At 75.2% G+C, this 24,248-nt stretch carries 25 protein-coding genes; 12 read left to right on the top strand and 13 right to left on the bottom strand.

The window, feature by feature from the left end; translation table 11 throughout:
* Positions 1-96: 96 nt before the first annotated feature.
* Entirely contained in the window at positions 97-492 is a 396-nt protein-coding gene (locus tag I4I81_RS03940; RefSeq protein WP_218606182.1) for an SCO2097 family morphological protein, read from the bottom strand.
* A gap of 330 nt (positions 493-822) precedes the next feature.
* A complete protein-coding gene (locus I4I81_RS03935; protein ID WP_218606184.1) occupies positions 823-1,602 on the bottom strand; it encodes a class I SAM-dependent methyltransferase in 780 nt (259 codons plus the stop codon).
* A gap of 55 nt (positions 1,603-1,657) precedes the next feature.
* Here I4I81_RS03935 and I4I81_RS03930 point away from each other — a divergent pair, with 55 nt between their 5' ends.
* A complete protein-coding gene (locus I4I81_RS03930) occupies positions 1,658-2,521 on the top strand; it encodes a ParA family protein (RefSeq protein ID WP_218615812.1) in 864 nt (287 codons plus the stop codon).
* Between the two features lie 6 nt (positions 2,522-2,527).
* Here the strand turns inward: I4I81_RS03930 and I4I81_RS03925 are convergent, their stop codons facing one another.
* Positions 2,528-2,944: an SAV_6107 family HEPN domain-containing protein gene (locus tag I4I81_RS03925; protein WP_218615811.1), complete on the bottom strand. Its 417-nt coding sequence runs from the start codon at positions 2,942-2,944 to the stop codon at positions 2,528-2,530.
* Positions 2,945-2,980: 36 nt separating this feature from the next.
* Positions 2,981-3,298: a hypothetical protein gene (locus I4I81_RS03920; protein ID WP_218602874.1), complete on the bottom strand. Its 318-nt coding sequence runs from the start codon at positions 3,296-3,298 to the stop codon at positions 2,981-2,983.
* Between the two features lie 226 nt (positions 3,299-3,524).
* Between I4I81_RS03920 and I4I81_RS03915 the strand changes: the two genes are divergently transcribed.
* Together I4I81_RS03915 and I4I81_RS03910 are read left to right on the top strand one after the other, a co-directional pair.
* The gene (locus I4I81_RS03915; RefSeq protein ID WP_218602873.1) at positions 3,525-4,127 is read left to right on the top strand and encodes a GNAT family N-acetyltransferase; all 603 of its coding nucleotides are present in this window, start codon (positions 3,525-3,527) and stop codon (positions 4,125-4,127) included.
* Positions 4,128-4,156: 29 nt separating this feature from the next.
* Entirely contained in the window at positions 4,157-4,825 is a 669-nt protein-coding gene (locus tag I4I81_RS03910; protein ID WP_218602872.1) for an LppM family (lipo)protein, read from the top strand.
* 4 nt (positions 4,826-4,829) lie between these two features.
* On the opposite strand, the gene I4I81_RS03905 is transcribed toward I4I81_RS03910, so the two are convergent.
* Positions 4,830-5,723 (bottom strand): methylenetetrahydrofolate reductase, encoded by an 894-nt coding sequence (locus tag I4I81_RS03905; protein ID WP_218602871.1) that lies wholly within the window; start codon positions 5,721-5,723, stop codon positions 4,830-4,832.
* Positions 5,724-5,851: 128 nt separating this feature from the next.
* Between I4I81_RS03905 and I4I81_RS03900 the strand changes: the two genes are divergently transcribed.
* From I4I81_RS03900 to I4I81_RS03885, 4 genes are read left to right on the top strand one after another with little or no spacing between them, the layout of a single operon-like run.
* Positions 5,852-6,961 carry a polyprenyl synthetase family protein gene (locus I4I81_RS03900; protein ID WP_218602870.1) on the top strand — a complete coding sequence of 370 codons (1,110 nt, stop codon included), beginning with the start codon at positions 5,852-5,854 and terminating at the stop codon, positions 6,959-6,961.
* A gap of 2 nt (positions 6,962-6,963) precedes the next feature.
* Entirely contained in the window at positions 6,964-8,529 is a 1,566-nt protein-coding gene (gene crtI, locus I4I81_RS03895) for a phytoene desaturase family protein (protein ID WP_218602877.1), read from the top strand.
* Positions 8,530-8,557: 28 nt separating this feature from the next.
* Complete coding sequence (mptB, locus tag I4I81_RS03890; protein ID WP_225924477.1) at positions 8,558-10,117, top strand: polyprenol phosphomannose-dependent alpha 1,6 mannosyltransferase MptB; 1,560 nt, start codon at positions 8,558-8,560, stop codon at positions 10,115-10,117.
* Positions 10,107-11,066 carry a phytoene/squalene synthase family protein gene (locus I4I81_RS03885; RefSeq protein ID WP_218602868.1) on the top strand — a complete coding sequence of 320 codons (960 nt, stop codon included), beginning with the start codon at positions 10,107-10,109 and terminating at the stop codon, positions 11,064-11,066. The genes mptB and I4I81_RS03885 overlap by 11 nt, the downstream gene beginning before the upstream one ends.
* On the opposite strand, the gene I4I81_RS03880 is transcribed toward I4I81_RS03885, so the two are convergent.
* Entirely contained in the window at positions 11,035-11,400 is a 366-nt protein-coding gene (locus I4I81_RS03880; RefSeq protein WP_226363735.1) for an Rv2175c family DNA-binding protein, read from the bottom strand. The two genes, I4I81_RS03885 and I4I81_RS03880, sit on opposite strands and share 32 nt — an antisense overlap.
* Positions 11,401-11,478: 78 nt before the next feature.
* Here I4I81_RS03880 and pknB point away from each other — a divergent pair, with 78 nt between their 5' ends.
* Positions 11,479-13,212, top strand: a complete 1,734-nt coding sequence (pknB, locus tag I4I81_RS03875) for a Stk1 family PASTA domain-containing Ser/Thr kinase (RefSeq protein WP_218602867.1) — start codon at positions 11,479-11,481, stop codon at positions 13,210-13,212.
* A gap of 4 nt (positions 13,213-13,216) precedes the next feature.
* On the opposite strand, the gene I4I81_RS03870 is transcribed toward pknB, so the two are convergent.
* Positions 13,217-14,605, bottom strand: coding sequence for a class II 3-deoxy-7-phosphoheptulonate synthase (locus tag I4I81_RS03870; RefSeq protein ID WP_218602866.1), 1,389 nt, complete (start codon positions 14,603-14,605; stop codon positions 13,217-13,219).
* A gap of 143 nt (positions 14,606-14,748) precedes the next feature.
* On the opposite strand from I4I81_RS03870, the gene I4I81_RS03865 reads away from it, so the two are divergent.
* The gene (locus I4I81_RS03865) at positions 14,749-14,892 is read left to right on the top strand and encodes a GPGG-motif small membrane protein (RefSeq protein ID WP_218602865.1); all 144 of its coding nucleotides are present in this window, start codon (positions 14,749-14,751) and stop codon (positions 14,890-14,892) included.
* A gap of 17 nt (positions 14,893-14,909) precedes the next feature.
* On the opposite strand, the gene I4I81_RS03860 is transcribed toward I4I81_RS03865, so the two are convergent.
* Entirely contained in the window at positions 14,910-15,401 is a 492-nt protein-coding gene (locus I4I81_RS03860; RefSeq protein WP_218602864.1) for a polyadenylate-specific 3'-exoribonuclease AS, read from the bottom strand.
* A 160-nt stretch (positions 15,402-15,561) separates the two neighbouring features.
* Between I4I81_RS03860 and I4I81_RS03855 the strand changes: the two genes are divergently transcribed.
* Entirely contained in the window at positions 15,562-17,805 is a 2,244-nt protein-coding gene (locus I4I81_RS03855; RefSeq protein WP_218602863.1) for a diguanylate cyclase domain-containing protein, read from the top strand.
* A 7-nt stretch (positions 17,806-17,812) separates the two neighbouring features.
* Here I4I81_RS03855 and I4I81_RS03850 read toward each other — a convergent pair whose 3' ends face one another.
* Positions 17,813-18,553 (bottom strand): lysophospholipid acyltransferase family protein, encoded by a 741-nt coding sequence (locus I4I81_RS03850; RefSeq protein ID WP_218602862.1) that lies wholly within the window; start codon positions 18,551-18,553, stop codon positions 17,813-17,815.
* A 159-nt stretch (positions 18,554-18,712) separates the two neighbouring features.
* Between I4I81_RS03850 and I4I81_RS03845 the strand changes: the two genes are divergently transcribed.
* On the top strand, positions 18,713-19,165 hold the full coding sequence (locus tag I4I81_RS03845) for a hypothetical protein (protein ID WP_218615810.1): 453 nt from the start codon (positions 18,713-18,715) through the stop codon (positions 19,163-19,165).
* Positions 19,166-19,715: 550 nt separating this feature from the next.
* Here the strand turns inward: I4I81_RS03845 and I4I81_RS03840 are convergent.
* Positions 19,716-21,122: an MFS transporter gene (locus tag I4I81_RS03840; protein ID WP_218605963.1), complete on the bottom strand. Its 1,407-nt coding sequence runs from the start codon at positions 21,120-21,122 to the stop codon at positions 19,716-19,718.
* A 78-nt stretch (positions 21,123-21,200) separates the two neighbouring features.
* Here I4I81_RS03840 and I4I81_RS03835 point away from each other — a divergent pair, with 78 nt between their 5' ends.
* Positions 21,201-21,719, top strand: coding sequence for a winged helix-turn-helix transcriptional regulator (locus I4I81_RS03835; RefSeq protein WP_218605962.1), 519 nt, complete (start codon positions 21,201-21,203; stop codon positions 21,717-21,719).
* A gap of 3 nt (positions 21,720-21,722) precedes the next feature.
* Here I4I81_RS03835 and I4I81_RS03830 read toward each other — a convergent pair whose 3' ends face one another.
* The 3 genes from I4I81_RS03830 to I4I81_RS03820 are packed head-to-tail and all read right to left on the bottom strand — an operon-like array spanning position 21,723 to position 24,237.
* On the bottom strand, positions 21,723-22,679 hold the full coding sequence (locus tag I4I81_RS03830) for an ROK family protein (RefSeq protein ID WP_226363734.1): 957 nt from the start codon (positions 22,677-22,679) through the stop codon (positions 21,723-21,725).
* Positions 22,673-23,017 (bottom strand): hypothetical protein, encoded by a 345-nt coding sequence (locus I4I81_RS03825; RefSeq protein WP_218615809.1) that lies wholly within the window; start codon positions 23,015-23,017, stop codon positions 22,673-22,675. The genes I4I81_RS03830 and I4I81_RS03825 overlap by 7 nt, the downstream gene beginning before the upstream one ends.
* A complete protein-coding gene (locus I4I81_RS03820) occupies positions 23,014-24,237 on the bottom strand; it encodes an ArsA family ATPase (protein WP_218615808.1) in 1,224 nt (407 codons plus the stop codon). The genes I4I81_RS03825 and I4I81_RS03820 overlap by 4 nt, the downstream gene beginning before the upstream one ends.
* Positions 24,238-24,248 lie beyond the last annotated feature (11 nt).

The following is a 24,248-nucleotide window of genomic DNA, read 5'->3' as shown; positions in this document are numbered from 1 at the left end:
CTCTCGTCCCCGGGGCACGACCGCTCGTCCTCCGGGCATGACACGGCCGCGGCGCCCGGACCGGTGTGGTCCGGGCGCCGCGGCCGGGGTCGAGAGCTATTCCTGCTCGAAGCGGCGCCGGAAGCGTTCTTCCATGCGCCCGGTGAAGCCGTTCTTCTCCGGCTCGGCCTCCGCGCTCGGGGCGGCGCCGGCGGGCGCCTTCCCGGACGAGGTGACCGCCAGCACCGATCCGCCGAGCATCACGACGAATCCCAGGACGCTGAGCACGATCAGCGCGACCATCCCGCCGCCGTCGGAGACGGACTGGATGACCACCCCGACCACGAGCATGACGAGACCGAGGACGAACAGGGCGACACCCTGCATGCGCCTGCGGCGGGTGGGTTTGCGCAGCCGACCGCCGCGCACGGTCGATACGAACTTCGGGTCCTCGGCGTAGAGAGCGCGCTCGATCTGTTCGAGCAGCCGCTGCTCGTGCTCGGAGAGGGGCATTACATCGCCTCCGGCACTACGTGTGCTGATGTCGGTCATCTTCCAGGGTGCCTGAACGACGCGACGAACGCCCGGGGTGGGCCTCCTGAAGCAGAGGATACGAGCCCGCGGCCAAGTCGACCACCCGCACTCGTCGAGCGGGGGGTTGCGGTTCGTCGACGGCCCGTCACGACGACCCCATCGGGTGGTCGATGACCACGCTGCGCAATCGTTCGACCACCCGGCGCAGCGGACTGCTCCCTTGCCGACCCGTCCGCGGCACCCCGCGGGCCTACCGGCCCGGATCGCCGGTGACCGTGCGCCACACGCCTGGACGGGAGGTGCCGGGGATCACTCCCCCGGCACCGGCCTGCGGGCCAGCACGTGCAGCCGCGCCGCGAGCTCGAGCAGTGCGGGCCGGGACGCGGCCAGCGCCTCGAGGTCGGCCACGGCACGCGACGCCGCCGGACCGCCGTCCCGGACCGAGCCGGGCACCCAGCAGTCGAGCACGCCGTCGCCCTGCACCGTCTCCGGGACGAGACCCGCGTCGACGAGCAGCGCGTGCAGGCCCGCGGCGTCGAGCCTGCGGCGCAGGGGATCGTCCGGGCCGGTGCGGCCGTTCGGGTCCTCCAGGAGGGCGCGGGCCTCCGCGAGGCGGCCCGCGAGGGTGCGGCCCAGCACCGCCGCGTGGCGCCCGGCGACGAGCACGGAGACCGCCCCGCCGGGTGCGGTGGCGTCGGTCAGCGCGCGGACGGCGTGCCCGGCGTCGTCGACGACCTCCAGCAGGCCGTGGCCGAGCACCAGGTCGGCACCACCGGCCGGGGCGACGTCGGCGAGCGCGTCGACGTCGCCCTGCACCGGCGTGACCAGCGCGTCGACGCCCGCCTCCCGCGCCCGGCGGTGCAGCGCGGCGAGCGCGTTGGGGCTGTTGTCGACGACGGTGACGGCACAGCCGAGCCGCGCGAGCCCGACGGCCCACGCCCCGCTGCCCCCGCCGACGTCGAGCACGTGCGGTGCGGTGCGGTCCCGGGCGGCGGACCGCTGCACCGCACGCGCGACCTCGGCCGCCAGTGCGCGGTGCACGGGGCCCGACCCCGCGGTGCCCGTCGGGTCGGCCGCGGGCGCATTCATGTCCAGCCTCACGGCAGCAGCGTAGTGGGCGCACGGGAGAGGTAGGTTGATCGCCGTGCAGGTCGTCGCCACGTTGAGCCTCAAGGGTGGAGTGGGTAAGACCACGGTCGCCCTCGGGCTCGCCGGGGCCGCCCAGCAGCACGGCGTGCGCACCCTGCTGGTCGATCTCGACCCTCAGGCCAACGCCACCATCGCCCTCGACGTGGGCGACACCTCCGCCACGATCGCCGACGTGCTCGACGACCCGCGCCGCTCGGTGCTGCGGCGTGCGATCGTCCCCAGCGGCTGGGGCGACGACCTCGACGTGCTGGTGGGAGCCGAGCAGACCGAGCGGCACAACCACCCCGACCCGAGCGCGAAGCAGCTCAGCAGGCTGAGCCGGGCGCTGGGTCGCCTCACCGATGACGGCGACGACGACGAGCACGACGTAGGTGATCACGAGGCCGGGGACCACGACCTCGGCCCCTACCGCCTCGTCGTGATCGACTGCCCGCCGTCGCTGGGCCAGCTCACCCGCAGCGCGCTCGCCGCCGCGCACCGCGCCGTGCTGGTGACCGACCCGACGATGTTCGCCGTGTCCGGCGTACAGCGGGCCTTCGACGCCGTGCAGACCGAGCGCCAGCGCGGCAACCCCGACCTGCAGCCCCTCGGCGTGCTGATCAACCGTGTGCGCCCGCGCAACGCCGAGCACGAGTTCCGGGTGGCGGAGCTGCGTGAGCTGTTCGGCCCGCTGGTCTTCAGCGGCGTGCTGCCGGACCGGTCGGCCGTGCAGCAGGCCCAGGGCGCGTGCGTGCCCATCCAGCGTTGGGACACCCCCGGTGCGCGCGAGGTGTCGGCGGTGTTCACCACGCTGCTGGGCCGGGTGCTGCGCAGCGAGCGCCGCCCCCGGGCCGCGACCGCCCCGCCCCCCACCCGCTGAGGGCCCTCACCGAAGCGGGATCGACGCCCCGACCAACCCGACGAACTGTTCGGCCTGGCGGAGCAGGTCGTCGGCCGCCCTCCGGTCGACCAGCCGGGCGATCCCGGCCTCGGCCGCCGCCCGTGTGTCGGAGCAGGACGCGAAGAACGCGGCCCACTCCCCGAACTCGGGCGCGACGGTGGCCAGGAGGTCCCACACGCCGCGCGGGGCACCGCGGCGCGGCTGCGGGGCGGCCCGCACCGCCAGCACCGCGGCCCCCGCCCGGAGCGCGGAGAGGTACGCGGCCGGGTAGCGGCGCAGGGGGTCGGTCTCGTGGTGGGCCTCGGCCAGCCCCTCCGCGGCCTGGCGCAGCAGCGCCAGGGCCGAGCGGGACACCGGGGCCGGGCGCGGCACGGGCACCGGCCGATCGGTCGTGATCGTCATCGGATCTCCTCTCCTCGGTGCGACTGACTTCTCGACCTACTCGGCGACCCGGACCAGGTCCCACACCCCGGGGCCCGCGCGCATGCGCAGGACGAACTCCCGGCCGGGGGCATCCGGCTCCTCCGCCGACCGCGCCTCGACGCGCCAGCAGCGCAACCGGTCGCCCCCGACCGGCATCGGCGACGGGAACGGCCACGGCGACTGCTCGATCCACCGCTCGCGGACGTCGACGACCAGGTAGCGCACCCCACGCCGCGCCGGCCTGCGCAGGAACTCGACGGGTTCGCCGTCCTGCCAGCGCACCTGGACGGGCGTGGGCTCACGCGAACGGAACACCCGGCTGAAGGCACTCACCTGCACTCCTCCCGACCGGTCTGTCCCGACCGGCGCCCGCTCCGACCGGTCTGGGCTCCGGTCGGCCCGGTCGGCCCGGTGGCTGGGCGCTTCCCCCGCCCGGCCACCGGACCCACCGATGATCGAACGCATGTTCGATCCCGTCCAGTACAGCCTCCCTGGGCCCCCGCGTCAAGTCGCCGATGGTGCGCAGGACGCGCGGCCGTCCGCGTGGTGTGATGACCGGGTGACCACCGCACCGGCCCGGCACCTCGTGGAGTGGGGGCCGACCGATCTCTCCTCCCGCGTGGACGAGGCGCTGGCCGTCTACGTGGCGGCGATGGGCTACCCCCCGAGCACCGCGCGGCACCGCCGCACGCTGTGGCTCGACCACGTCCGGCGCCCCGGTTGGCGCGCCGTCGGCTGGCTCGACGACGCCGACCGGCTGCTCGGGGTGGCGTACGGCTACTCCGGCGCCCCCGGGCAGTGGTGGTACGAGGAGGTCGCCCGCGGGCTGCGCAGGCGACCGGCCGACCGCGTCTGGCTCGACGACTACTTCGAGCTCACCGAGCTGCACGTGCGCCCCGACGCCCAGGGGGGCGGCCTCGGCGAGGGTCTGCTCCGCGCGCTCCTGGCCGGCACCGCCGCGCGCCGGGTGCTGCTGTCCACCCCCGAGCACGGAGAGAGGCCCGTCAACCGCGCGTGGTCGCTCTACCGGCGCACCGGGTTCACCGACATCCTCCGCCAGCACCGTTTCACCGGCGACGCACGCCCGTTCGCCGTGCTCGGCCGCGAGCTGCCCCTGCCGGCGTCCGGGCCGCCCGTCGAGCAGGCCGCGCCCCCGCGCTGAGCCCCGGCCCCGGATGGCACGATGACCGGATGTCGTCGTCGCCGCGCCGCCGCCCCTCGCCCGTGGTGCTGCTGGTCACGCTGCTCGTCGCCCTGCTCGCCCTGTCCGGCTGCGCGCGTGTGCGGGCCGCGCTCGCCGTGCAGCCCGATGACACCGTCCGCGGCGAGATCGTCGTCGCCACCCCGGAGCAGAGCCCGGAGGACCCCGGTCCGATCCTCACCATCCCGCCGGGGCTCACGTCGTCCGTCGAGGTCTCCGAGTACCGCCAGGAGGGCTACGCCGGCTCGCTCGTACGGTTCTCGGACCTGACGTTCCCGCAGGTGAGCGAGCTCATCACGGCCGCGGGGGCACCGGGTGAGAAGGTGCGGCTCGAGCTGCGCCGCGCGGGCAACCGGGTCGTCGTCAACGGGGCGGTCGACCTCACGAGCGTCGACGTCGACCTCTCGGACTTCCAGCTCAAGATCGCCTTCCCCGGCCAGGTGCTCGACGCGAACGGCGAGGCCGACTCCGGGGAGGTGAGCTGGACGTTCGACGCGGGCGAGGTCGGCGACATCGAGGCCGTCGTGTCGTTCGACGACCCCGACGCCCCCTCGCCGCTGAACTGGAGCATCGGGCTGTTCCTGGTCGTCGCGCTGGCCGCGGCCGCGGTCGTGCTGCTCGCCCGGCGCACCCGCAACCCGCCGGTGCGCCAGGGCTGAACCGCTAGGCGACGGCCGCACCGCGGCGGGCACCGAGGTCGAGCCGCGACACCAGCTCCGATGTCGCCGTGGAGCGGTTGAACGTGTAGAAGTGCAGCCCGCCCACGCCCTCGGCGAGCAGCCGCTCGCACAGCTCGGTGGTGAGGTCCATGCCCGCGGCCCGGAACGAGACCGGGTCCTCGGCGTAGCGCTCCAGGCGCTCGGCCAGCCCGGGCGGCAGCGGCGCTCCGGACAGCTCGGGCCCGCGGCGCAGCGTGCGCATCGTCGTCAGCGGCATGATCCCGGGCAGCATCGGCACCTCGCAGCCGGCGGCGGAGAGCCGGTCGCGCAGGCGCAGGAAGCCCTCGGGCTCCAGGAACAGCTGCGTGATCGCGAAGTCGGCCCCGGCGCGGACCTTGGCGATCAGCCGCTCCAGGTCGGAGTCCTCGTCCGGGGAGCGCGGGTGGCCGTAGGGGAACGCGGCGACGCCGACGCAGAAGTCCCCCAGCCGGCGGGCCAGCGTGACCAGCTCGTCGGCGTAGGTCAGGCCCTCGGGGTGCGCGACCCACTCGCCCAGCGGGTCGCCGGGGGGGTCCCCGCGGACCGCGAGGATGTTGCGGATGCCCGCCGCGGCGTACTCCGCGATCACGTGACGCAGCTCCGCCACCGAGTGCGACACGGCCGTGAGGTGCGCCATCGCGACCAGGGTCGTCTCCGACGCGATGCGGCCGGTGGTGCGCACCGTGCGGTCGCGGCTCGACCCGCCGGCGCCGTAGGTGACCGACGCGAACGCCGGGTCCAGCGGCTCGAGCCTGCGGATCGCCTTCCACAGCTCGGCCTCGCCCGCCTCGTCCTTCGGTGGCATGAACTCCACCGAGAACACCGGTCGATCGCCGCCGATCCGGTCGGTGATCTTCATCGGATGATCTCCAGGGTGTCGTCGCGCACGGTTCCGAGCCTACGGGGCCCCCCGCGCCGTCGCGCCGGGCTCCGGTACCGCCGTTAGGCTCGACGCGTGCCTCCTCGATCGATACCCCGGCCGAGCTCATGACCCGCACCGCACCGGAACACGTCCGCGCCGACGACGACGGCCTCACCGACGCCGTCGAACGGGTGCTGGCGCAGTACCTGGAACGTCGGTGCGCGGAGGCCCGCGACATCGATCCGGCCTTCGGCGCGGCCACCGACGCGCTCGCCGAGTTCGTGCTGAGCGGCGGGAAACGGATCCGCCCGACGTTCGCGTGGTGGGGCTGGCGCGGTGCGGGCGGCTCCCCCGACGGGGCCGAGGCCCCCGCGGTGCTCGAGGCGATCAGCGCCCTGGAGCTGATCCAGGCCTGCGCACTCGTGCACGACGACCTGATGGACGCCTCGGCCACCCGCCGCGGCCGCGCCACCGTGCACGTCGACTTCGCCCGCCGTCACGCCGAGGCCTGCTGGCGGGGCCGCCCCGCCCGCTTCGGCGCCGCCGCGGCGATCCTGCTCGGTGACCTCGCCCTCGTCTGGGCCGACGACCTGTTCCGCTCATCGGGGCTGCCCCCGGAGGCGATCCGCCGCGCCGCGCCGCCGTGGGAGGGTATGCGCACCGAGGTGCTCGGCGGGCAGTACCTCGACGTTCTGCACCAGTCCACCGGCGACGCCTCGCCGCGGGCCGCGCTGCAGGTCGACCGCTACAAGACCGCCGCCTACACGGTCGAGCGGCCGCTGCACCTGGGCGCCGCGATCGCCGACGCCTCCCCCGAGCTGACGGCCTGCTACCGGCGCTTCGGCGCCGAGATCGGCATCGCCTTCCAGCTGCGCGACGACCTGCTCGGGGTGTTCGGCGACCCGGAGGTCACCGGCAAGCCCGCGGGCGACGACCTGCGTGAGGGCAAGCGCACCCTGCTGCTCGCACTGGCGCTGGAGCGCGCGGCCGAGCAGGGCGCCACCGCCGCGGCCGGGGCGATCGAGACGGCGCTGGGCGACCCCGACCTGGACCTCGACGGGGTCGACCGCGTCCGCGGGCTGCTCGTCGACCTGGGCGCGGAGCAGGCCGTGGAGCAGCGCATCGCCGCGATGACCGGTGCCGCGCTCGACGCGCTGAGTACCGCCGAGATAGAGGAGCCCGCCGCGACCCGGCTGTCCGAGCTGGCCATCGCCGCCACCCGGCGCAGACGATGAGCCTGCGCACCGTGTCCGGCCCGACCGACCACGTCGTGATCGTCGGCGCCGGTTTCGCGGGCCTCGCCACCGCGCTGCACCTGCTCGGCGCGGGCCGGCGCGTCACGATCCTGGAGCGCGGCGAGCACCCCGGCGGCCGCGCCGGGCGCCTGGACCTGCAGACCGCCGACGGCACCTACCAGGTCGACACCGGCCCCACCGTCCTGACGATGCCGGACCTGTTCGCCGAGGCGTTCGCCGCCGTCGGGGAGAAGCTCGAGGAGCGGCTCGACCTCGTCGAGCTCGACCCGGCCTACCGCACCCACTTCGCCGACGGCTCCACCATCGACGTCCACTCCGACGCCGGGGCGATGGAGGCCGAGGTCCGGGCCGTCTGCGGGCCCGCCGCCGCCGCGGGCTACGCCCGCATGCGGGAGTGGCTCACGCGGCTCTACCGCGCCGAGATCGACACGTTCATCGGCGCCAACTTCGACTCCCCGCTGAACCTGCTGGGCCCCGACCTCGCCCGCCTCGCCGTGCTGGGCGGGTTCGGCCGTCTCGGTCCGAAGGTCGAGAAGCTGCTGCCCGACGAGCGCCTGCAGCGGATCTTCTCCTTCCAGGCGCTCTACGCGGGCGTTCCGCCGCAGACCGCGCTCGGTGCGTACGGCGTCATCGCCTACATGGACACGATCGCGGGGGTGTTCTTCCCGAAGGGCGGGATGCGCGCGGTCGGGCAGGCCATGGCCGACGCCGCCGTCGCCGCCGGGGCGCAGATCCACTACGGGTGCACGGTCACCGGGCTGGAGCGCGGCACGGGCCGGGTCACCGCCCTGCGCCACCGGCCCACCGACGACGCGGCCGCCACCACCGCCCGCACCGCGGCCGACGCCGTCGTCCTCACCCCGGACCTCCCCGTCGTCCACGACCTGCTCGGCCGCACACCGCGCCGGATCGTGCCGCTGCGGTACTCCCCCAGTGCCGTGGTCCTGCACGCCGGCCTGACGAGCGCCCGCACCGACGCCGCGCACCACACCATCTCCTTCGGCACGAAGTGGCGTGAGACGTTCCGCGAGATCATCGGCGACGGCCGGCTGATGAGCGATCCGTCGCTGCTCATCACCCGCCCGACCGCGACCGACCCGTCGCTGGCCCCCGAGGGCCGCGACCTGCTGTTCGTGCTCGCCCCCTGCCCCAACCTCGACGGCGCGGGCGGCCGGATCGACTGGGAGCGCGTCGGCCCGGCGTACCGCGACGAGATCCTCGGCGTCCTCGACGCGCGCGGGCACCCCGGTCTCACCGGGATCGCGGACGACATCGCGGTGTCCGACCTGGTCACCCCGGCCGACTGGGCCGCGCAGGGCATGGCGGCGGGCACGCCGTTCTCCGCGGCGCACACGTTCGCCCAGACCGGCCCGTTCCGCCCGCGCAACCTGGTCCGCGGCTACGACAACGTGGTGCTCGCCGGCTGCGGCACCACACCCGGCGTGGGCATCCCGCCCGTGCTCCTGTCCGGGCGCCTCGCCGCGGCCAGGATCACCGGCCCGACCACGCGACGCAGCCCCGGAGACAGGGTCAGGACGGGGGGCTGAGCACCGTCATGGCAGCATGGTTCGCGTCATGACCGCGCAGCCCTCCTCCCCCGTGGACCGGTCGGAGTCACCCGATCGTGTCGAGGCGCCGACCACCGGGACCACCCGGCCGGCGTCGACCTGGCGTGCCCGCCTCGGCGACCCCCCGCGGGGGCCGCTGGTGCTCGGCGTCGTCGCGTCGCTGCTCATGGTGGTGGGCGGGTTCGGCGCCGCGGGCGTCCTCGTCGATGACCCGCTGCTGACGAACTCGCCGGTCGGGTTCTGGCGCTACGGCCACGGCCGCGAGATCGCCAACTCGCTGATCTACCTCGGCGTCGGGCTGCTGGCCTGGGCCTGGGTCCGGCTCGGCCGCGACGTGCTGGCCCGCCGCGTCGGCGGCCGCGCGGTGCTGACCACCGCCACGGCCTGGCTGCTGCCCATGCTGGTCGCGCCGCCGCTGTTCACCCGCGACGTGTTCAGCTACCTCGCCCAGGGCGCGCTGCCGCTGCACGGGTTCGACCCGTACGCCGTCGGACCCGAGGCGCTGCCGGGGATCTTCACCGACAACGTCCACTACTTCTGGCAGGACACCCCGGCGCCCTACGGCCCGCTGTTCATCCTCTACGCGAAGGCGATCGCCTGGCTGGCCGGCGACCAGATCATCCTCGGCGTCGTGCTCATGCGCCTCGCGCTCGTCGTGGGGCTGGTGCTGCTGGTCCGGGCACTGCCCGAGCTGTCGCGCCGGATGGGCGGGCGGCCGTCGCTCGCGCTGTGGATCGTCGTCGCCAACCCCGTCATGGTGATCCACATGGTCGGTGGCGGCCACAACGACCTGCTGGTCATGGGCCTGCTCACCACCGCCGCGCTGGCCGCGCTGCGCGGGCAGCACGCGTGGGGCATCGTCCTCGCCACACTCGGCATGGCCGTCAAGGCGAGCGCGGGCGTCGCGCTGCCGTTCCTGGTACTGGTCTGGGCGGGCACGATGGCCGGCACCGTCCTCGTGCGCACGCTGCGCGCCACGGCGTACGGGGTCGCGATCTTCACGGGCACGTTCGCGCTGTGCACGGTCGCGGCCGGCGTCGGGCTGGGCTGGCTGCCCGCCCTGTCGGCCCCGTCGATGATCGTCAACTGGATGTCGCTGCCCACCGGCGCGGGCCAACTGGTGCACTCGGTCGTCAGCATCTTCGGTCCCGTGTCGATGCAGCCGTTCGTCAACGTGGGGCGCGCGATCGGCGCCCTGATCCTGCTGGTCATCGCCGTGCGGCAGTGGTGGGCCGCGCGCGACGGCGGCCCCGACGCGGTCCGCCGCGCCGGGATCGTGCTGCTCGCCGTCGCGCTGCTGTCGCCCACCACGCTGCCCTGGTACGTCAGCTGGGGCATGGCCCTGCTCGCGATGGTCGACTGGACGCCGCGCGCGCTGCAGATCCTGGTCTTCTTCTCGCTCTGGCTGATGGTCGTCTACTACCCCGACGGCGAGGCCGCGCTCTACGACCTGGCGGTCCTCGGCATCGGTGCCGTACTCGCGGCACTGGCCGCCGTGTCGCTGCTCAAGCCCGACCCGTTGGGCCTGAGCAGACGCCCGGTCGCCGTGGATCCGCTTGTCCGGTAGCAGCGAACTCGACGCAGCGGGGATCACCGATCCCGCGCTGCGCGCCGCGTACGCCACCTGCCGGCGCCTCAACGCCGCCCACGGCCGCACATACTTCCTCGCGACCCGCCTGCTGCCCCCCGACCGCAGGCCGGCCGTGCACGCCCTCTACGGCTTCGCCCGCTACGCCGACGAGATCGTCGACGACCTCGACGACGACCGCCCCGTCGAGGAGAAGGCCGCGGAGCTCGACGCGCTGACCGCCGGACTGCGCGCGGCCCTCGACGGCGAGCCCACCGGCGTGCCCGTCCTCACCGCCCTGGCCGACACGACCCGGCGCCACGGCATCGACCACGCGCACTTCGTCGACTTCATGACGTCGATGCGGATGGACACCGAGGTCACCTCCTACGCCACCGACGCCGAGCTCGCCGTCTACGTGCACGGCTCCGCGGCGGTGATCGGGCTGCAGATGCTGCCCGTCCTCGGCACGACGGTGCCCCTGGAGGAGGCGATCCCGCCCGCCACGGCGCTCGGGGTGGCGTTCCAGCTCACCAACTTCCTGCGCGACGTCGGGGAGGACCTCGACCGCGGGCGGGTCTACATCCCGGCCGACGAGCTGGCCGCGTTCGGCGTCGACCGCGACCTGCTCGCCTGGTGCCGTGCCCACCGCCGCACCGACACCCGCGTGCGCCGCGCGCTCGCGCACCTCGTCGCCCGCACCCGCGCCACCTACCGGCGCGCCGAGCCCGGGATCGGGATGCTGGAGCCGGTCTCGCGGGCGTGCGTCGGCTGCGCGTTCACGCTCTACCAGGGCATCCTCGACGAGATCGAGGCGGCCGACTACGCGGTGCTGCACCGCCGCGTCGCCGTGCCCACCCGTCGCCGGGCGGCGGTGGCCCTCCCCGGGCTGGCCCGCGCGCTCGCGGCCCGGACCGCTAGAACGCCATCGCCTGCGCGCGCCGCTTGATCTCGCGGTGGCGGCCCGCCGCCAGGTTGTCCATCGGGGTGCCGGGCAGCGAGTCGTCGTCGTCGAACAGCCACCTCAGGATGTCCTCGTCGGAGTACCCGCCGTCACGCAGGACGGTGATCGTGCCGGGCAGGCCCTTCACGACCTCCGCCCGTTCCTCCTCGGTCACGAGGAACGCCGCGGGCACCACCACCTCGCCGTCGCGGCGCAACGACAGGATCTGCCCGTCGCGCACCAGTTGGTGCACCCGGGACACGGGCTGGTTCAGTAGGGTTGCGACCTCGGCGACGGGCAACGTGACCACGTCGTCGGCCAGAACGGACACCTCACTCACGGTGGGCAGGATGCCACACCTCGCGGGTTCCCCGCGCCTGGTCCGTGCCGTGGGAGCCCGGCCGGTACGGTCGGGGTCGTGAACGCCCCGCCCGCCGCGCTGCTCGACGCGCGCTACCGGCTCGGTCCGGTGATCGCCCGCGGGGGCATGTCCACCGTGTACCGGGGCACCGACACGCGCCTCGACCGGCCCGTCGCGATCAAGGTGATGGAGCCGCGACTGGCCGCCGACCCGGCGTTCCGCACCCGGTTCGAGCGCGAGGCCCGGTCCGCGGCCCGGATCGACCACCCCGCCGTCGTCGACGTCTTCGACCAGGGCGACGACCGGCACGGCCCCGAACCCGTCCTGTTCCTGGTGATGGAGCTCGTCGAGGGCGCCACCCTGCGCGACGTGCTGCGGGTGCGCGGACAGCTCGGCGTCCCGGCCGCGGTCGCCGTCATGGACCGGGTGCTGTCCGGGCTCGCGGAGGCGCACCGGCTCGGGCTGGTGCACCGCGACGTCAAGCCGGAGAACGTGCTGATCAGCTACACCGGCGAGGTCAAGGTCGCCGACTTCGGGCTGGTCGTCGCGGCCGCCCAGGCGGGCGCGAGCCACGTCGGCACGATCATGGGCACGGTCGCCTACCTGTCCCCCGAGCAGGTCGCCACCGGCACCGCCGACGCCCGCAGCGACGTCTACGCCGCCGGGATCCTGCTCTACGAGCTGCTCACCGGCACGCCGCCGTTCACCGGCGAGACCGCGATCTCGGTGGCGTTCCGGCACGTCAACGACCGGGTGCCGGCGCCGTCGCTGATCGCGGGGGACGTCCCGCCCGAGCTCGACGCGCTCGTGCTGCGCGCCACCGACCGCGATCCCGCCGCCCGCCCGGCCGACGCGGGTGCCCTGCTCGCGGAGCTGCGGCACGTCGCGCACCGCCTCGAGGTGCCGCGGGTGCAGGTACCGGTCCCCGCACCGCCGCCGGTCACCGTCGAGGACACCCAGCCCGTGGTGGGCCGCGTCCCGCGCGGCACCCAGGCCCTGCCCGGCGGAGCCACCGGACCGCCGCCCACCTCCACGGACCTCCCCGGCCCGCCCGACCACGTCCACGCCCGCCGGCGCAGCCGCCGGTTCTTCGGGATCGGCGTCGCGGTGGTGCTGGTGATCGCGCTGGCGGTCGGCGCGGTGGCGTGGTGGCTGGGCACCGGGCGGTGGACCGAGGTGCCGTCGCTGGTCGGCGTGCAACAGTCCGCGGCCGCGGAGCTGCTCGGCGACTACGACCTGGTCATCGGCCCCGCCACGGAGACCTTCGACAACGCGGCGCCCGCAGGCGCGGTCCTCGCCGCCGACCCGCCCGTCGGGTCGCGGCTGCTGCGCGGCGAGGTCGTGACGCTGACGGTGTCGACGGGGCGCCCGGTGGTGCCCCTCGTCGACGCCGGTACCGACGTGACCGCGGCCGAGCAGCTCGTGCGCGACGCCGGGCTGACCCCCACCCGCAGCAGCGGCGACGCCGAGTTCGACGAGACGGTGCCCGAGGGCACGGTCATCCGCACCGAGCCCGCGGCCGGGCAACCGGTCGAGATCGGCGGGCCGGTCACCCTCGTCGTCAGCCGCGGTGTCGAGCCACCCCCCGCGCCGCAGCGGGTGTCGGTGCCGCTCGTCGTCGGCCAGACCGCGAACGCCGCCCAGGCCCTGCTCTCCGAGCTCGGCCTGAGCACCGTGGTCCAGTCGACGCTGCCGTTCCAGCTCAACGAGAACCCCACGGTGATCGGTCAGACCCCGGCCGCGGGCTCGGTCGTCGAGGCGGGCACCCAGGTCGTCCTGGACACCCTCTGAGGGCCTAGCCCCGGAGCATCTCCGCCACGAGGAACGCCAGCTCCAGGGACTGCTGGGTGTTGAGGCGGGGGTCGCAGGCGGTCTCGTAGCGGCCGCCCAGGTCGGCGTCGGAGATCTCCTGAGCGCCGCCGAGGCACTCCGTGACGTCCTCGCCGGTGACCTCGACGTGGATGCCGCCGGGGTGCGTGCCCAGACCGCGGTGCACCTCGAAGAAGCCCTGCACCTCGTCGACGATGCGGTCGAAGTGGCGGGTCTTGTAGCCGGTGGTCGACTCGTGGGTGTTGCCGTGCATCGGGTCGCACTGCCAGATGACCTTGTGCCCGGACGCCTCGACCTTCTCCACGATCGACGGGAGGACGTCGCGGACCTTGCCGTTGCCCATGCGGCTGATGAGCGTGAGCCGGCCGGGCACGTTCTTCGGGTCGAGCCGCTCGACGTACTCGACGGCGAGCTCCGGCGTGGTCGTCGGGCCGATCTTCAGGCCGATCGGGTTGGAGATCAGCTCCGCGAGCGCGATGTGCGCACCGTCGAGCTGACGGGTGCGCTCGCCGATCCACAGGAAGTGCGCGGACAGGTCGTAGAGCCGAGCCTCCTCGCGGGTGCGGTCCATCCGCAGCATCGCGCGCTCGTAGTCCATGAGCAGGGCCTCGTGCGAGGCGTAGAACTCGACACTGTGCAGGTTGTGGTCCTCGACGCCGCACGCGTCCATGAACTTGACGGCGCGCTCGATCTCGGCGGCGACGGCCTCGTACCGCTCCCCCGCCGCGGACGTGCGGACGAAGTCCTTGTTCCAGTCGTGCACAGTCGTCAGGTCGGCCATGCCGGTGGCGGTGAGCGCGCGCACCAGGTTCATCGCGGCGCTCGCGTTCGCGTAGGCGCGGACCATGCGCGACGGGTCGGGGCGGCGCGCGTCGGGGTCGGCGACGATCGAGTGCACGATGTCGCCGCGGTAGGACGGCAGGCCCAGCGCGTCGACGGGCGAGCTGCGCGGCTTCGCGTACTGCCCGGCGATCCGGCCGACCTTGACCACCGGCGTCGAGGCGCCGTAGGTGAGCACGATCGCCATCTGCAGCAGCGTGCGGATGGTGGCGCGGATGTGCGGCTCGGTGTTGTCGACGAACGTCTCGGCGCAGTCGCCGCCCTGCAGCAGGAACGCCTTCCCGTTCGCGACGTCGGCCAGCCGCGACTGCAGGCGGTCGACCTCGGGCGGCAGCGTCACCGGCGGCACGCTCTCCAGGACCGTGCGGACGTGGGCGACCTCGCCTGCGTCGGGCCAGTCGGGCTGCTGCGCGGCCGGGCGGGAGAGCGCGTCGTCGAGACGGCTCCGCAGGTCGTCGGGAAGCGGCGGGAGCTCGGGCAGCACTTCGACCGGGGCGTCGACGGTCCAGTTCACGTCGTCCAGCCTAGGCGGTGTCCGGGCGGGCCCCGATCCCGGGACGGCGCCACCCGAACGGCCCGTTTGCCTCCCGGGTCACCCGGACGGCCGTCGCCCGGACGGACCGGTTCCACAGTGGATCCCACGGGGAACATCTCCTCATGGCAACCATCCTGTGGATCCTCGCGGTCGTCCTCGTCATCGCCGGCGTTCTCGCCATAGTCCGTAAGCAGCTCGTGTGGGGCATCGTGCTCATCGTGGTCGGGCTGCTCGTCGGGCCGGGCGGGGTCAGCATCTTCACGTGACCGGGGTCGGCGGTGGCTCAGGGCCGCGCGGCCACCGCCGACTCGATCGCCTCCCACCGGCGCAGGTTCAGCCGCGCGTCGGCGAGCGCGTCGTGGGCGTCGGCGGTGGGCGACGGCAGCGGCGGGCGGCCGGAGTCCTCCCAGCGCTGGCGCAGCTCGCGGGTGAACCGGGGCAGCGCGCGCGGTAGGGCGGGCATCGCCCCCCAGAGCTGACACAGCGCGACGTGGTCGTACGCGGCGATCCACGCCCACAGCTCGATGTCACCCCCCGGCTCGGTGATGAACTCGAGCAGGTCGGATCGCAGCCGGGACCGGGAGCGCCACGACGGGTCGGCGGGCGAGGGCAGCTTGGGCAGCACGTTGGCCCGCACCCAGGCGCCCGCGCGCGAGGGGTCGAACTCCGTGGAGACCGCGTAGAACTCGCGTCCGTCCTCCCCGACGACCCCGATGGAGACCAGGTCGATCGTGGTGCCGTCCTCGATGAACTCGCAGTCGTAGAAGAAACGCACGGCCCGAGGTTAGCCGCCGGGTGCGCGGTCCGGCGCACCCGGCGGACCGCCGGTCGCTCCCCCGCACCGGCCCCGCTAACGAAACGGACGCCCCGCCGATGGCAGCAGAGGAGAACCGGGTCGCGCAGCCGCCGATGCCCGCACGGACCTCGGGGGGCCCATGGCCGGACCATCGCCACCCCGTGCCGAGGCACGGGTCGCCGCACTCGTCGGCTCACCGCCCGTCGCGGGGGCCGTGGTCTTCGTGCTGGCCGTGGCCGCCGCGCTGCTGCGCCCCGAGGGGTCCGGGGTGGCGGCGTGGTGGCCCGCGGCGGGCGTGGGCGTCGCCGCGGTGGTCTGCACGACCGGCCGCAGGCGCGGTGCCGTCCTGCTGGCCGTCACCGTGGCGACCCTGGCCGGCAACCTCGCCGCCGGCCGGTCGCTGCTGCTCTCGCTGTGCTTCACCGCGGGCAACGTCGCCGAAGCGGCACTCGCCGCCCGGATCCTCGCCCGGGACGGCCGGCCCGAGCTGGGGACGCTGCCGCAGCTGGGCCGGCTCTTCTGCGCGGCCGCCGCGGGGGCGGTGCTGGCCGCGACCGGCGCGGCGCTCGCCGTCGCCGGGCTGACCGTCGCCGACCCGTGGGCGTCCTGGTCGGCCGTCGCCACCGCCCACGGCGCCGCGATCGTCGTGCTGGTGCCTGCGGTGATGCGGGTGCCGCGGCGGCCCGCGACGGCGCGCCGGGTCGAGACGGTGGCGCTGTGGACGCTGGTGATCGGCGTGTCCGCCGTCGTCTTCGCCCCGGGACAGACGCTCCCGCTCGCCTACCTCGCCGTCGCGGCACTCGTCGGCACCGGGCTGCGACTGGGCGTCCGGGCGGCCTCGGCCCAGCTCGTCGCCGTCGCCGTGCTCGCCGCGGTGCTGGGCGGCCGGGGCGGTGGGCCGTTCGCGCAGGCGGGCAGGGAGCTCACGCCGGTCGTCGCCGGCACCCTGCTGCAGCTGTTCATCGGGTCCTGCGCGCTCGTCGTGCTGGCACTCGCGATCTCCGTGGCGCAGCGCGAGTCGGCGCTGGCCCGGCTCGCCGAGCAGCGCCGGTTCGACCGGGCCGTGCTCGAGGTCGTCAACGCCGGGGTGCTGGCGTGTGACGCACAGGGGCGGGTCGTCGTGCGCAACCGCGCGCACCGGCTCGCCACCGGCGTCGGGGACGGGGTGGAGGTCGACGCCGACCGCCTGGCGCTCGACCTGCGCGTCACCGAGGACGGGGTACCGGTACCGGCCGACCGCACCCCGCTGCGGCGGGCGCTGCGCGGTGAGGAGCTCACCGACCTGTCGCTGCGGATCGAACCCGACGGGGGTCCGCCCACGGAGGTCGTCGCGATGGCGCGTCCCATCCTCGACGACGACGGCAGGCTGCTCGGCGCCGTCGCGGCGTTCGCCGACGTCACCGCGGAGCGCGCCGTGCAGGTCCGGCTGCGGGAGAGCCTGGCGTTCCGGGAGGCCGTGCTGGCCGTCAGCCCGGATACGCTGTTCATCTTCGACCCGGTCGACCGCGAGACCGTGTGGCTGTCCCGGCCGGCCTCCCGCCGCCCCGGACAGTCCCCGCCCGAGCTCGTCGCGATGGGCAGCGACCACTGCCGGGACCGCGTGCACCCCGACGACGCCACCCGCATGATCGATGCCGACGAGGCCGCGCGCGCCCTGCCCGACGGCGCCGTGCGCAAGGTCCGGCTGCGCATCCGCGACGCCGACGGCCGCTACCGCTGGGTGTCGCGGCGGGTCACGCCGTTCGCCCGCGACGCCTCCGGCGCGGTCACCCGGCTGCTCGGGGTGGTCCGCGACATCACCGAGAACGTCGAGCTGGAGGAGCGCCTCGCCGCGGAGGCCCTGCACGACCCGCTGACCGGGTTGCCGAACCGGCGCCTGCTCACCGACCGGCTGGCCACCGCGCTGCACCGGACCGCCCGCACCACCGGCCTCGTGCCGGTCCTCTACTGCGACCTCGACGGCTTCAAGGTCGTCAACGACACGGCGGGCCACGCCGTCGGAGACGCGGTGCTCTGCGCCACCGCCACCCGCCTGACGACCGTGCTGCGACCCCAGGACACGGTCGCCCGCGTCGGCGGGGACGAGTTCGTCGCCGTGCTGGACCCGGCCCTGCGCGCCGTCGACCACGGCGGCGGTGACGGCGCGGCGGAGGTGCGGAGCCAGGCACGGGCGATCGCGCGGCGGATCATCACCGCGCTGGCCGAGCCGGTCGTCGTCGACGGGGTGGAGCACCGCGTCACCGTCAGCATCGGGATGACCTTCGCCCGCTCCGGCGACTCCCCCGAGCAGGCGCTGAGCGACGCCGACCGCGCGATGTACGAGGCGAAGCTGCGCGGCAAGGGCCGCCACGAGGTGTACGACGGGGCGGCGGGCCAGGCCTGAGGACCGCTCAGGAGGCCCGGGTGTCGGGGATCGTCGGCGGGGCCGGCCGCGGCTGCTTGTCCGCCTCGGCCTTCGCCGCCCGCTCCTTCACCGACGCCGCGTACATGTCGACGTAGGTCTGCTCGGAGAGCTCCATGAGCGCGTACATGATCTCGTCGGTCATCGACCGCTCGATGAACCGGTCGCCCTCCATGCCGGCGTAGCGGCTGAAGTCGAGCGGCTCACCGACCCGGATGTGCACCTTGTACGGGCGCCACATGCGCGACCCGATCGGGTTGACCTTGTCGGTGCCGATCATCGCGACCGGCACGACGGGTACGTCGGCCTCCAGCGTCATGCGGGCGACACCGGTCTTGCCCTTGTAGAGCCGCCCGTCGGGCGAGCGCGTGCCCTCGGGGTAGATGCCGAGCAGCCGTCCCTCGCGGAGCACACGGACCGCGGTGTCCATCGCGTCGCGGGCCGCGGACCCGCCGGAGCGGTCGATCGGGATCTGGCCGACGCCGGTGAAGAACGCCTTCTGCAGGCGTCCGATCAGGCCGGGCTTGGTGAAGTACTCCGACTTCGCGGGGAACGTGATCCGCCGCGGCACCAGCAGGGGCAGCAGGAAGGAGTCCACGACGGCGAGGTGGTTGCTCGCGAGGATCGCTCCACCGCGCGCCGGGATGTGCTCGAGCCCCTCGATGGTGGGGCGGCAGAACAGCCGCAACAGCGGACCGAGGAACACGAACTTGGACCACCAGTACAGCACCTGGGCGTGCCCCCTTCACCGCGACGGACGTCAGCCTACGGACGGGGCGGGCGCCGCGACAACGGGCCGTGACCCACATCGGTTCCCGCGGCCGCGCGGGCGTGTCAGGATGGCCGGGACCGTCGCGCGGCGGTGTCGGTGCGGTGGCGAGGAGTTCAGGTGGGCGGCGATCCGGACGAGCGTCCGCACCCCGACGGCGGGGTCGACGACTTCGATGCCATCGTCGCGGGCTGGCGCCGGGAGGGCGAGGTGCCGCGCTGGCCCGACGAGGAGCCGGCCGCCGCCGTTCCCGTCGTCCCCCGTGACCCCGCCGAGCGCGTGCCGCCCGCCCCGCCGACCGTCGTCCGGCCGCCGGGCCGCCCCGAGGACGAGCACTTCATCCCCCCGGAGCCCCCGCCGCTGCCCCGCCTGGCCGCGCCCGCCGCCGTCGGGCTGGTGCTGCTGGTCCTCGGGATCGTCCTGGTCACCGCGCCGGGATGGGTCGGGGTGCCGGAGACCTACGGGATGCCGCTCGGGCTGCTCACCCTGGCCGCCGGACTCGGGTGGCTGGTCCTGCGGCTGTGGCCGTCCCCGCCGCGCCCGGGCGAGGACGACGACGGCGCGGTGCTGTAGCGGCTGCGGGCGGTGAACTTCTCCGGCGCGACCTGCGCATGGGGAGAAGGGGTGAGGTCTCCGGCGGGCGCCGTGGGTCCCGATCCGTCGCTCGGCCGGTTCCCCGGCCGGAGTCCGTCCGCCCGCCCGAGAGGTGCGCGGTGGCGGCGACGGTGCGCGCAGGATCTCCGGGGCGGGCAGAGCGAGTACCGGCTACCGTCACCGCGCTGAGGGCCGGACCTCCGCCGCGACACAGGCGGCGATGCCGGGTCATCTCGAAGACGCGTACGAGCTGACGGCAGAGGCCACGGACAGCGAGCATCTCGGCGTCGAGTCGCATGCCGCCGAGATGACGGCCGGAACCCCGGGCGGGGCCGGAGCCGGCAGCGCCGACCCCCTTCCCGAAGCCCCGATCGGTGGTGGACCCATCGCCGTGATGGTGGAGGGAGAGGCGGAGACCTCCGACGGCACACGGTCCTCGTCCCCGGGCCCTGCCGGCACGTTGGCGACAGGGGCCGGCGCGGGCGGACCCGCCCGAGGGACCCTTCCGGTTCGTGGTGGTGGGGCCCCCTCAGACGACGGCAGCCGGGACGGCCGCGGAGCGGCGTTCCTCGGCGCGCTGCAGGAGCAGCACCACCACCGCCGCGGCGACGCACAGCGCGATCCCGACCAGCACGGCGACGTTCCACCCGGCCACCAACCCGAGCGCCCCGCCGTCCGGGCGCACCGCGAGCGCCGTCACCACGGTCACGCCGAACGCCGCGCCGATGTAGCGGCCGGCGTTGTTGATACCGCTCCCCGCCCCGGCACTGGTCGGGGGCACGCCGGCCACGGCCTCGCGGGCGAGCGTGGCGTTGAGCAGTCCGGTGCCGACGCCCGCGACGGCGAACCCGGCGACGAGCTGCCCGACCGGGGCACCGGTGGTGAGGACGGCGAGCGGGACGAGCCCCGCCGCGATCGTCAGGAGGCCGACGGCGAGGCGCAGCGCCCCGGAGACCCGCAGCGGGATGCGACGGGCGAGCAACGAGCAGCCGGCGCCGACTCCCGACCAGGCGAGCAGGAGCACCGACGCCTCCACCGCCGAGTAGGCCATCCCGCTCTCCAGCACCGTCGCGACGAACGACATCAGCGCGATGATCGTGGCGCCGGTGACGAACGCGGCGAACGTGGCCGAGACCAGCGCCGGCCTGCGGAACAGTCCCAGCTCCAGCATCGGCTCGCGGGCCCGCGTCTGGTGGAGGAGGAAGGCCGCCAGCACGACGACCGCGCCGACGGTCAGACCCAGGGCGAGCGGGCTCGTCCAGCCGCGGCGCCCCTCGGTCAGCCCGGCCAGGAGCAGGCCCGTGCCGACGGCGAGGAACAGTGCACCCGGGGCGTCGACGCGGCGGCCGCGACCGGACCGCGACTCCGTCAGGAGCCGACGCCCGGCCGCCGCCAGCACGACGCCGAGCACCGCGAGGACGGCGTAGGCCCAGCGCCAGCTGGCCACTGCGTCGAGGACCGACCCGAGCAGCGGACCCACCGCCGGCCCCGCCCCCATGCAGGCACCCCAGATGCCGGTGGCGCGGGCGCGCTCCGGCCCGGGGAAGGTGTGGCTGATCAGGGCGAGCCCGCACGCGATCACCGCCGCCGCACCGACGCCCTGCAGCACCCGGCCCACGACGAACGTCCACGGTTCGGGGGCTGCGGCGCCGGCGATCGAGCCCACCGCGAGCAGGGCCGCCCCGGCGACGAACACCCGGCGTCTGCCGACCTCGTCACCGATCGCGCCGGAGGTGAGCAGCGCGATCGCCAGCCCGAGGCTCATGGAGCTGAGCACCCAGGACGTGGCGACCGGTCCGGCTCCCAGGTCGCCCGCGACCGCGGGGACGATCGAGAGCGGCGCGGTGAACGCCGTCATCGCGAGCAGCGTGCCGCCCGCCGCGACGGCGAGGGTGCCGCCGGCCGTCGACGACGTCGTGGTGACCGTGCGGTCCATGCGCGTCCCCCGGTTCGTGGTTGCCGGACCGTAGCACAATTCAGTTCGGTCATTGAACCGATGTGCGAGGATGGGCACATGGTCCTTCCCCGCGACTACCACGGCCAGCGGTGCTCGATGGCACGTGCGCTGGAGGTGGTCGGCGAGCGCTGGTCGCTGCTCGTGGTGCGCGACGCGTTCTTCGGGGTGCGGCGCTTCAGCGACTTCTCCCGCCACCTGGGCATCCCGCGCGCGGTGCTCACCGACCGGCTCGACCGCCTGGTCACCGAGGGCGTGTTCGAGCGCGTCCCCGGGCCGGGGCAGCGCTCGGAGTACGCGTTGACCGCGAAGGGCGTCGCGCTCTGGCCGGTCCTGCGTGCACTCATCGAATGGGGCGACGACCACTACGCACCCGCAGGCCCGCGACGCGTGTTCACCCACGCCGGCTGCGGCGGCGCGCTCGACGTCACCGGCACCTGCGCGACGTGCGGCGGGACCGTCCCGGTCGGGTCGACGGTGATGGCACCGGGGCCGGGGTGGGAGCCGCCGGGGCCGGAGGCCGACGCGATCAGCCACGCACTGGGCCGGCCGCGCCCGATGCTGGCGCCCCTGCACTGAGCGCTAGCAGGCGTCCCGGGCCAACCGCGCCGCCCCGACCACCGCGGCGTCCTCACCGAGCTGCGCGGTGCGGATGCGGGCCAACGGCCGACGGCCCGCGCCGGTGAGCCGGGCGGCGTAGTGCTCGCGGGCGTCGTCGAGGAACAGCGGTGCCGACGCCGACACCCCGCCCCCGATCACCACCAGGTCCGGGTCGAACACGTCGGCGACCAGCGCGAGCCCCTCCCCCAGCCAGCGGGCGAGGTCGGCGACGGCGGCGATCCCGAGGGGGTCGCCGTCGCGGGCGGCCGCGGCGACCCGACGGCCGGTGACCCGCCCCGGGTCGTCGACGACGAGGCGGCGCAGCGCGGGCGAGAGCCCCGGTTCGCGCGCGATCATCTCGACCGCGGTGGTGGCCAGCGCGGTGCCGCTGCAGTAGCGCTCCCAGCACCCCGACTTCCCGCACGGGCACGGCCGCCCGCCGGGCACGACACGCAGGTGCCCCAGCTCGGGCGCCACCCCGTGCGCCCCGCGGAACAGCACCCCGTCGAGCAGCAGGGCGGCGCCGATGCCGGTGCCGAGCGCGACGAACACCGTCGTCGACGCCCCCGCGGCCGCCCCGAAGTGCCGCTCGGCCAGTGCAGCGGCGTTGGCGTCGTGCTCGACGACGACCGGCAGCCCGGTGCGCGCGGCGATCCGGTCGGCGACCGGGGCGTCGCGCCAGGACAGGTGCGGGGCGAACCGCACCCCGCGCAGGTCGGGCGTGATGAACCCGGCGAGCGCCAGCCCGGCGGCACCGACCGGGTGCCGCCCGGCCAGCTCGCCGATCACCCGCGCGACGGTGGCCTCCAGCGCCGCCTCACCGCGCGGGGTGGGGGCGTGCGCGGTGTCGAGGACCGCCCCCTCCGCCGTCACGACACCCGCGCGCACGCTCGTGCCGCCGACGTCGACCCCGACCGTCAGCCCGGTCCGGCTCAACACGCAGCGGCCTCGCGCACGACGGGGATGTGCTGCACCCTCCGCGTGGGGGCGGGCGGCGGCTCGGGGACCTGGCCGCCGGAGGGGGGCATCCCGTTGCCCTCGCGCAGCGCGGTCTGCAGCGCGTCGAGGAAGCCGGAGGCGTGCTCGGCCAGGCGGACCGCGAGCTCAGGGCGCTCGCCGCGCAGCAGGGCGACGACGGCGCAGACCGGGCACACGGAGCAGGTCGACGACCGGGGACCCCCCTCGAGCACCGGCCCGAGCCGGTCGAGCAGCAGCACCGCGACCGCGCGCAGCTCGGCCCCGAGACCGGCGTGCGTACCGCATCCGGGGCCCGTCACCGGGACCACACCGCGAGGTCGGGGGTGAACACGACGCACAGGTCGTCGCCGACGAGCCGCGCACCGGTGACCTCGCACCGGCGCAGCACCGACGGGAGCGCGACCATCCGCCGCGTACCGCCTGCGGTGATCGCGAGGTCGTCGCCGACGCGGGCGAGGTCGAGCGGGCCGTCCGCGGCGCCGGGCAGGGCCAGCACCAGCTCGAACACCGAGTCCTTCGACGTCCCGGTGCCCGCCGTGCGCCGCACCTCCAGCAGGGGCGGGGCCTGCCCGCCGGGGGCGGCGGGGTCGTCGTCGCCGTAGAGGCCGCGGGCGATCTCGCGCAGCGCGGGGATCCCGGTGGGCTCGGCGGAGGTGTGGTCGGCGGTGCGCAGCGGCACCCCGAGCGCGTCGAGGTCGGCCAGCACCGCCTGCTGCTCGGTGTGGCGCTCGCGCAGCCAGCGGGCGGCGGGGCCGCGCAGCGAGGGCGGTGGGCCGGGCACCAGCCGGTTGACCACGCAGTCGTCGACGCGCAGGCCGTGCAGCGCGAGCGCGGTGAGCGTGCGGCGGGTCTCCGCGGCGACGACCCGCTCCGGCGTCAGCACGAGCCGGATCGACGTGCGGGTGTGGTCGCCGAGCATCGCGCGCAGCGCGGCGAGGTCCTCTGCCAGCGCGTCGAGGGCGACGACCGTGGACTCCCACGCCGATGCCGCCTCCTTGCCCCCCGTCGCCATGCCCGCCAGCATCCCCCGGACGGCCCTGCGATGCGCGGGGAACAGCCGCTCGACGTACCCGGACAGGGCCTCCGGCAGCCCGAGCAGCCGCAGCGTCTCCGCGGTCGGTCCGCAGTCGACGACGACGACGTCCCACGGCCCGTCCTCGGCCAGGCGGCGGACCTCGCCGAGCGCGAGGAGGTCCTCGACGCCGGGCAGCACCGTCAGCTCGTCGGCGACGAGTTCGTCGACCCCCGCCCCCGACAGGATGGTGCGCAGGTGGCCCTGCAGCTGGGACCAGGAGCGGTCGAGCAGGGCGTGGGTGTCGATGTGGGCGGCGTGCAGGCCGGGCTGGAGCTCGACCGGGTCGCCGCCCAGCTCGGCCTCCAGCGCGTCACCGAGCGAGTGCGCCGGGTCGGTCGAGACCACGAGAGCGGAGCGCCCCGCCCCGGCCAGATGGGTGGCGGTCGCCGCGGCGAGGGTGGTCTTGCCGACGCCACCCTTGCCGGTGAACAGGACGACGCGCACGAGGCGCAGGG

This window comes from Pseudonocardia abyssalis, assembly GCF_019263705.2.
GTDB classification, from domain to species: domain Bacteria; phylum Actinomycetota; class Actinomycetes; order Mycobacteriales; family Pseudonocardiaceae; genus Pseudonocardia; species Pseudonocardia abyssalis.
The sequence above is the reverse complement of the archived record's forward strand: the minus strand, read 5'-3'. Positions and strand labels throughout refer to the sequence as shown.

Coding starts and splice junctions, on each gene's coding strand:
- I4I81_RS03940 (WP_218606182.1), bottom strand. CDS start 492: ATGCCCCTCTCCGAGCACGAGCAGCGGCTGCTCGAACAGATCGAGCGC.
- I4I81_RS03935 (WP_218606184.1), bottom strand. CDS start 1,602: ATGAATGCGCCCGCGGCCGACCCGACGGGCACCGCGGGGTCGGGCCCC.
- I4I81_RS03925 (WP_218615811.1), bottom strand. CDS start 2,944: ATGACGATCACGACCGATCGGCCGGTGCCCGTGCCGCGCCCGGCCCCG.
- I4I81_RS03910 (WP_218602872.1), top strand. CDS start 4,157: ATGTCGTCGTCGCCGCGCCGCCGCCCCTCGCCCGTGGTGCTGCTGGTC.
- I4I81_RS03905 (WP_218602871.1), bottom strand. CDS start 5,723: ATGAAGATCACCGACCGGATCGGCGGCGATCGACCGGTGTTCTCGGTG.
- I4I81_RS03900 (WP_218602870.1), top strand. CDS start 5,852: ATGACCCGCACCGCACCGGAACACGTCCGCGCCGACGACGACGGCCTC.
- mptB (WP_225924477.1), top strand. CDS start 8,558: ATGACCGCGCAGCCCTCCTCCCCCGTGGACCGGTCGGAGTCACCCGAT.
- I4I81_RS03865 (WP_218602865.1), top strand. CDS start 14,749: ATGGCAACCATCCTGTGGATCCTCGCGGTCGTCCTCGTCATCGCCGGC.
- I4I81_RS03855 (WP_218602863.1), top strand. CDS start 15,562: ATGGCCGGACCATCGCCACCCCGTGCCGAGGCACGGGTCGCCGCACTC.
- I4I81_RS03840 (WP_218605963.1), bottom strand. CDS start 21,122: ATGGACCGCACGGTCACCACGACGTCGTCGACGGCCGGCGGCACCCTC.
- I4I81_RS03835 (WP_218605962.1), top strand. CDS start 21,201: ATGGTCCTTCCCCGCGACTACCACGGCCAGCGGTGCTCGATGGCACGT.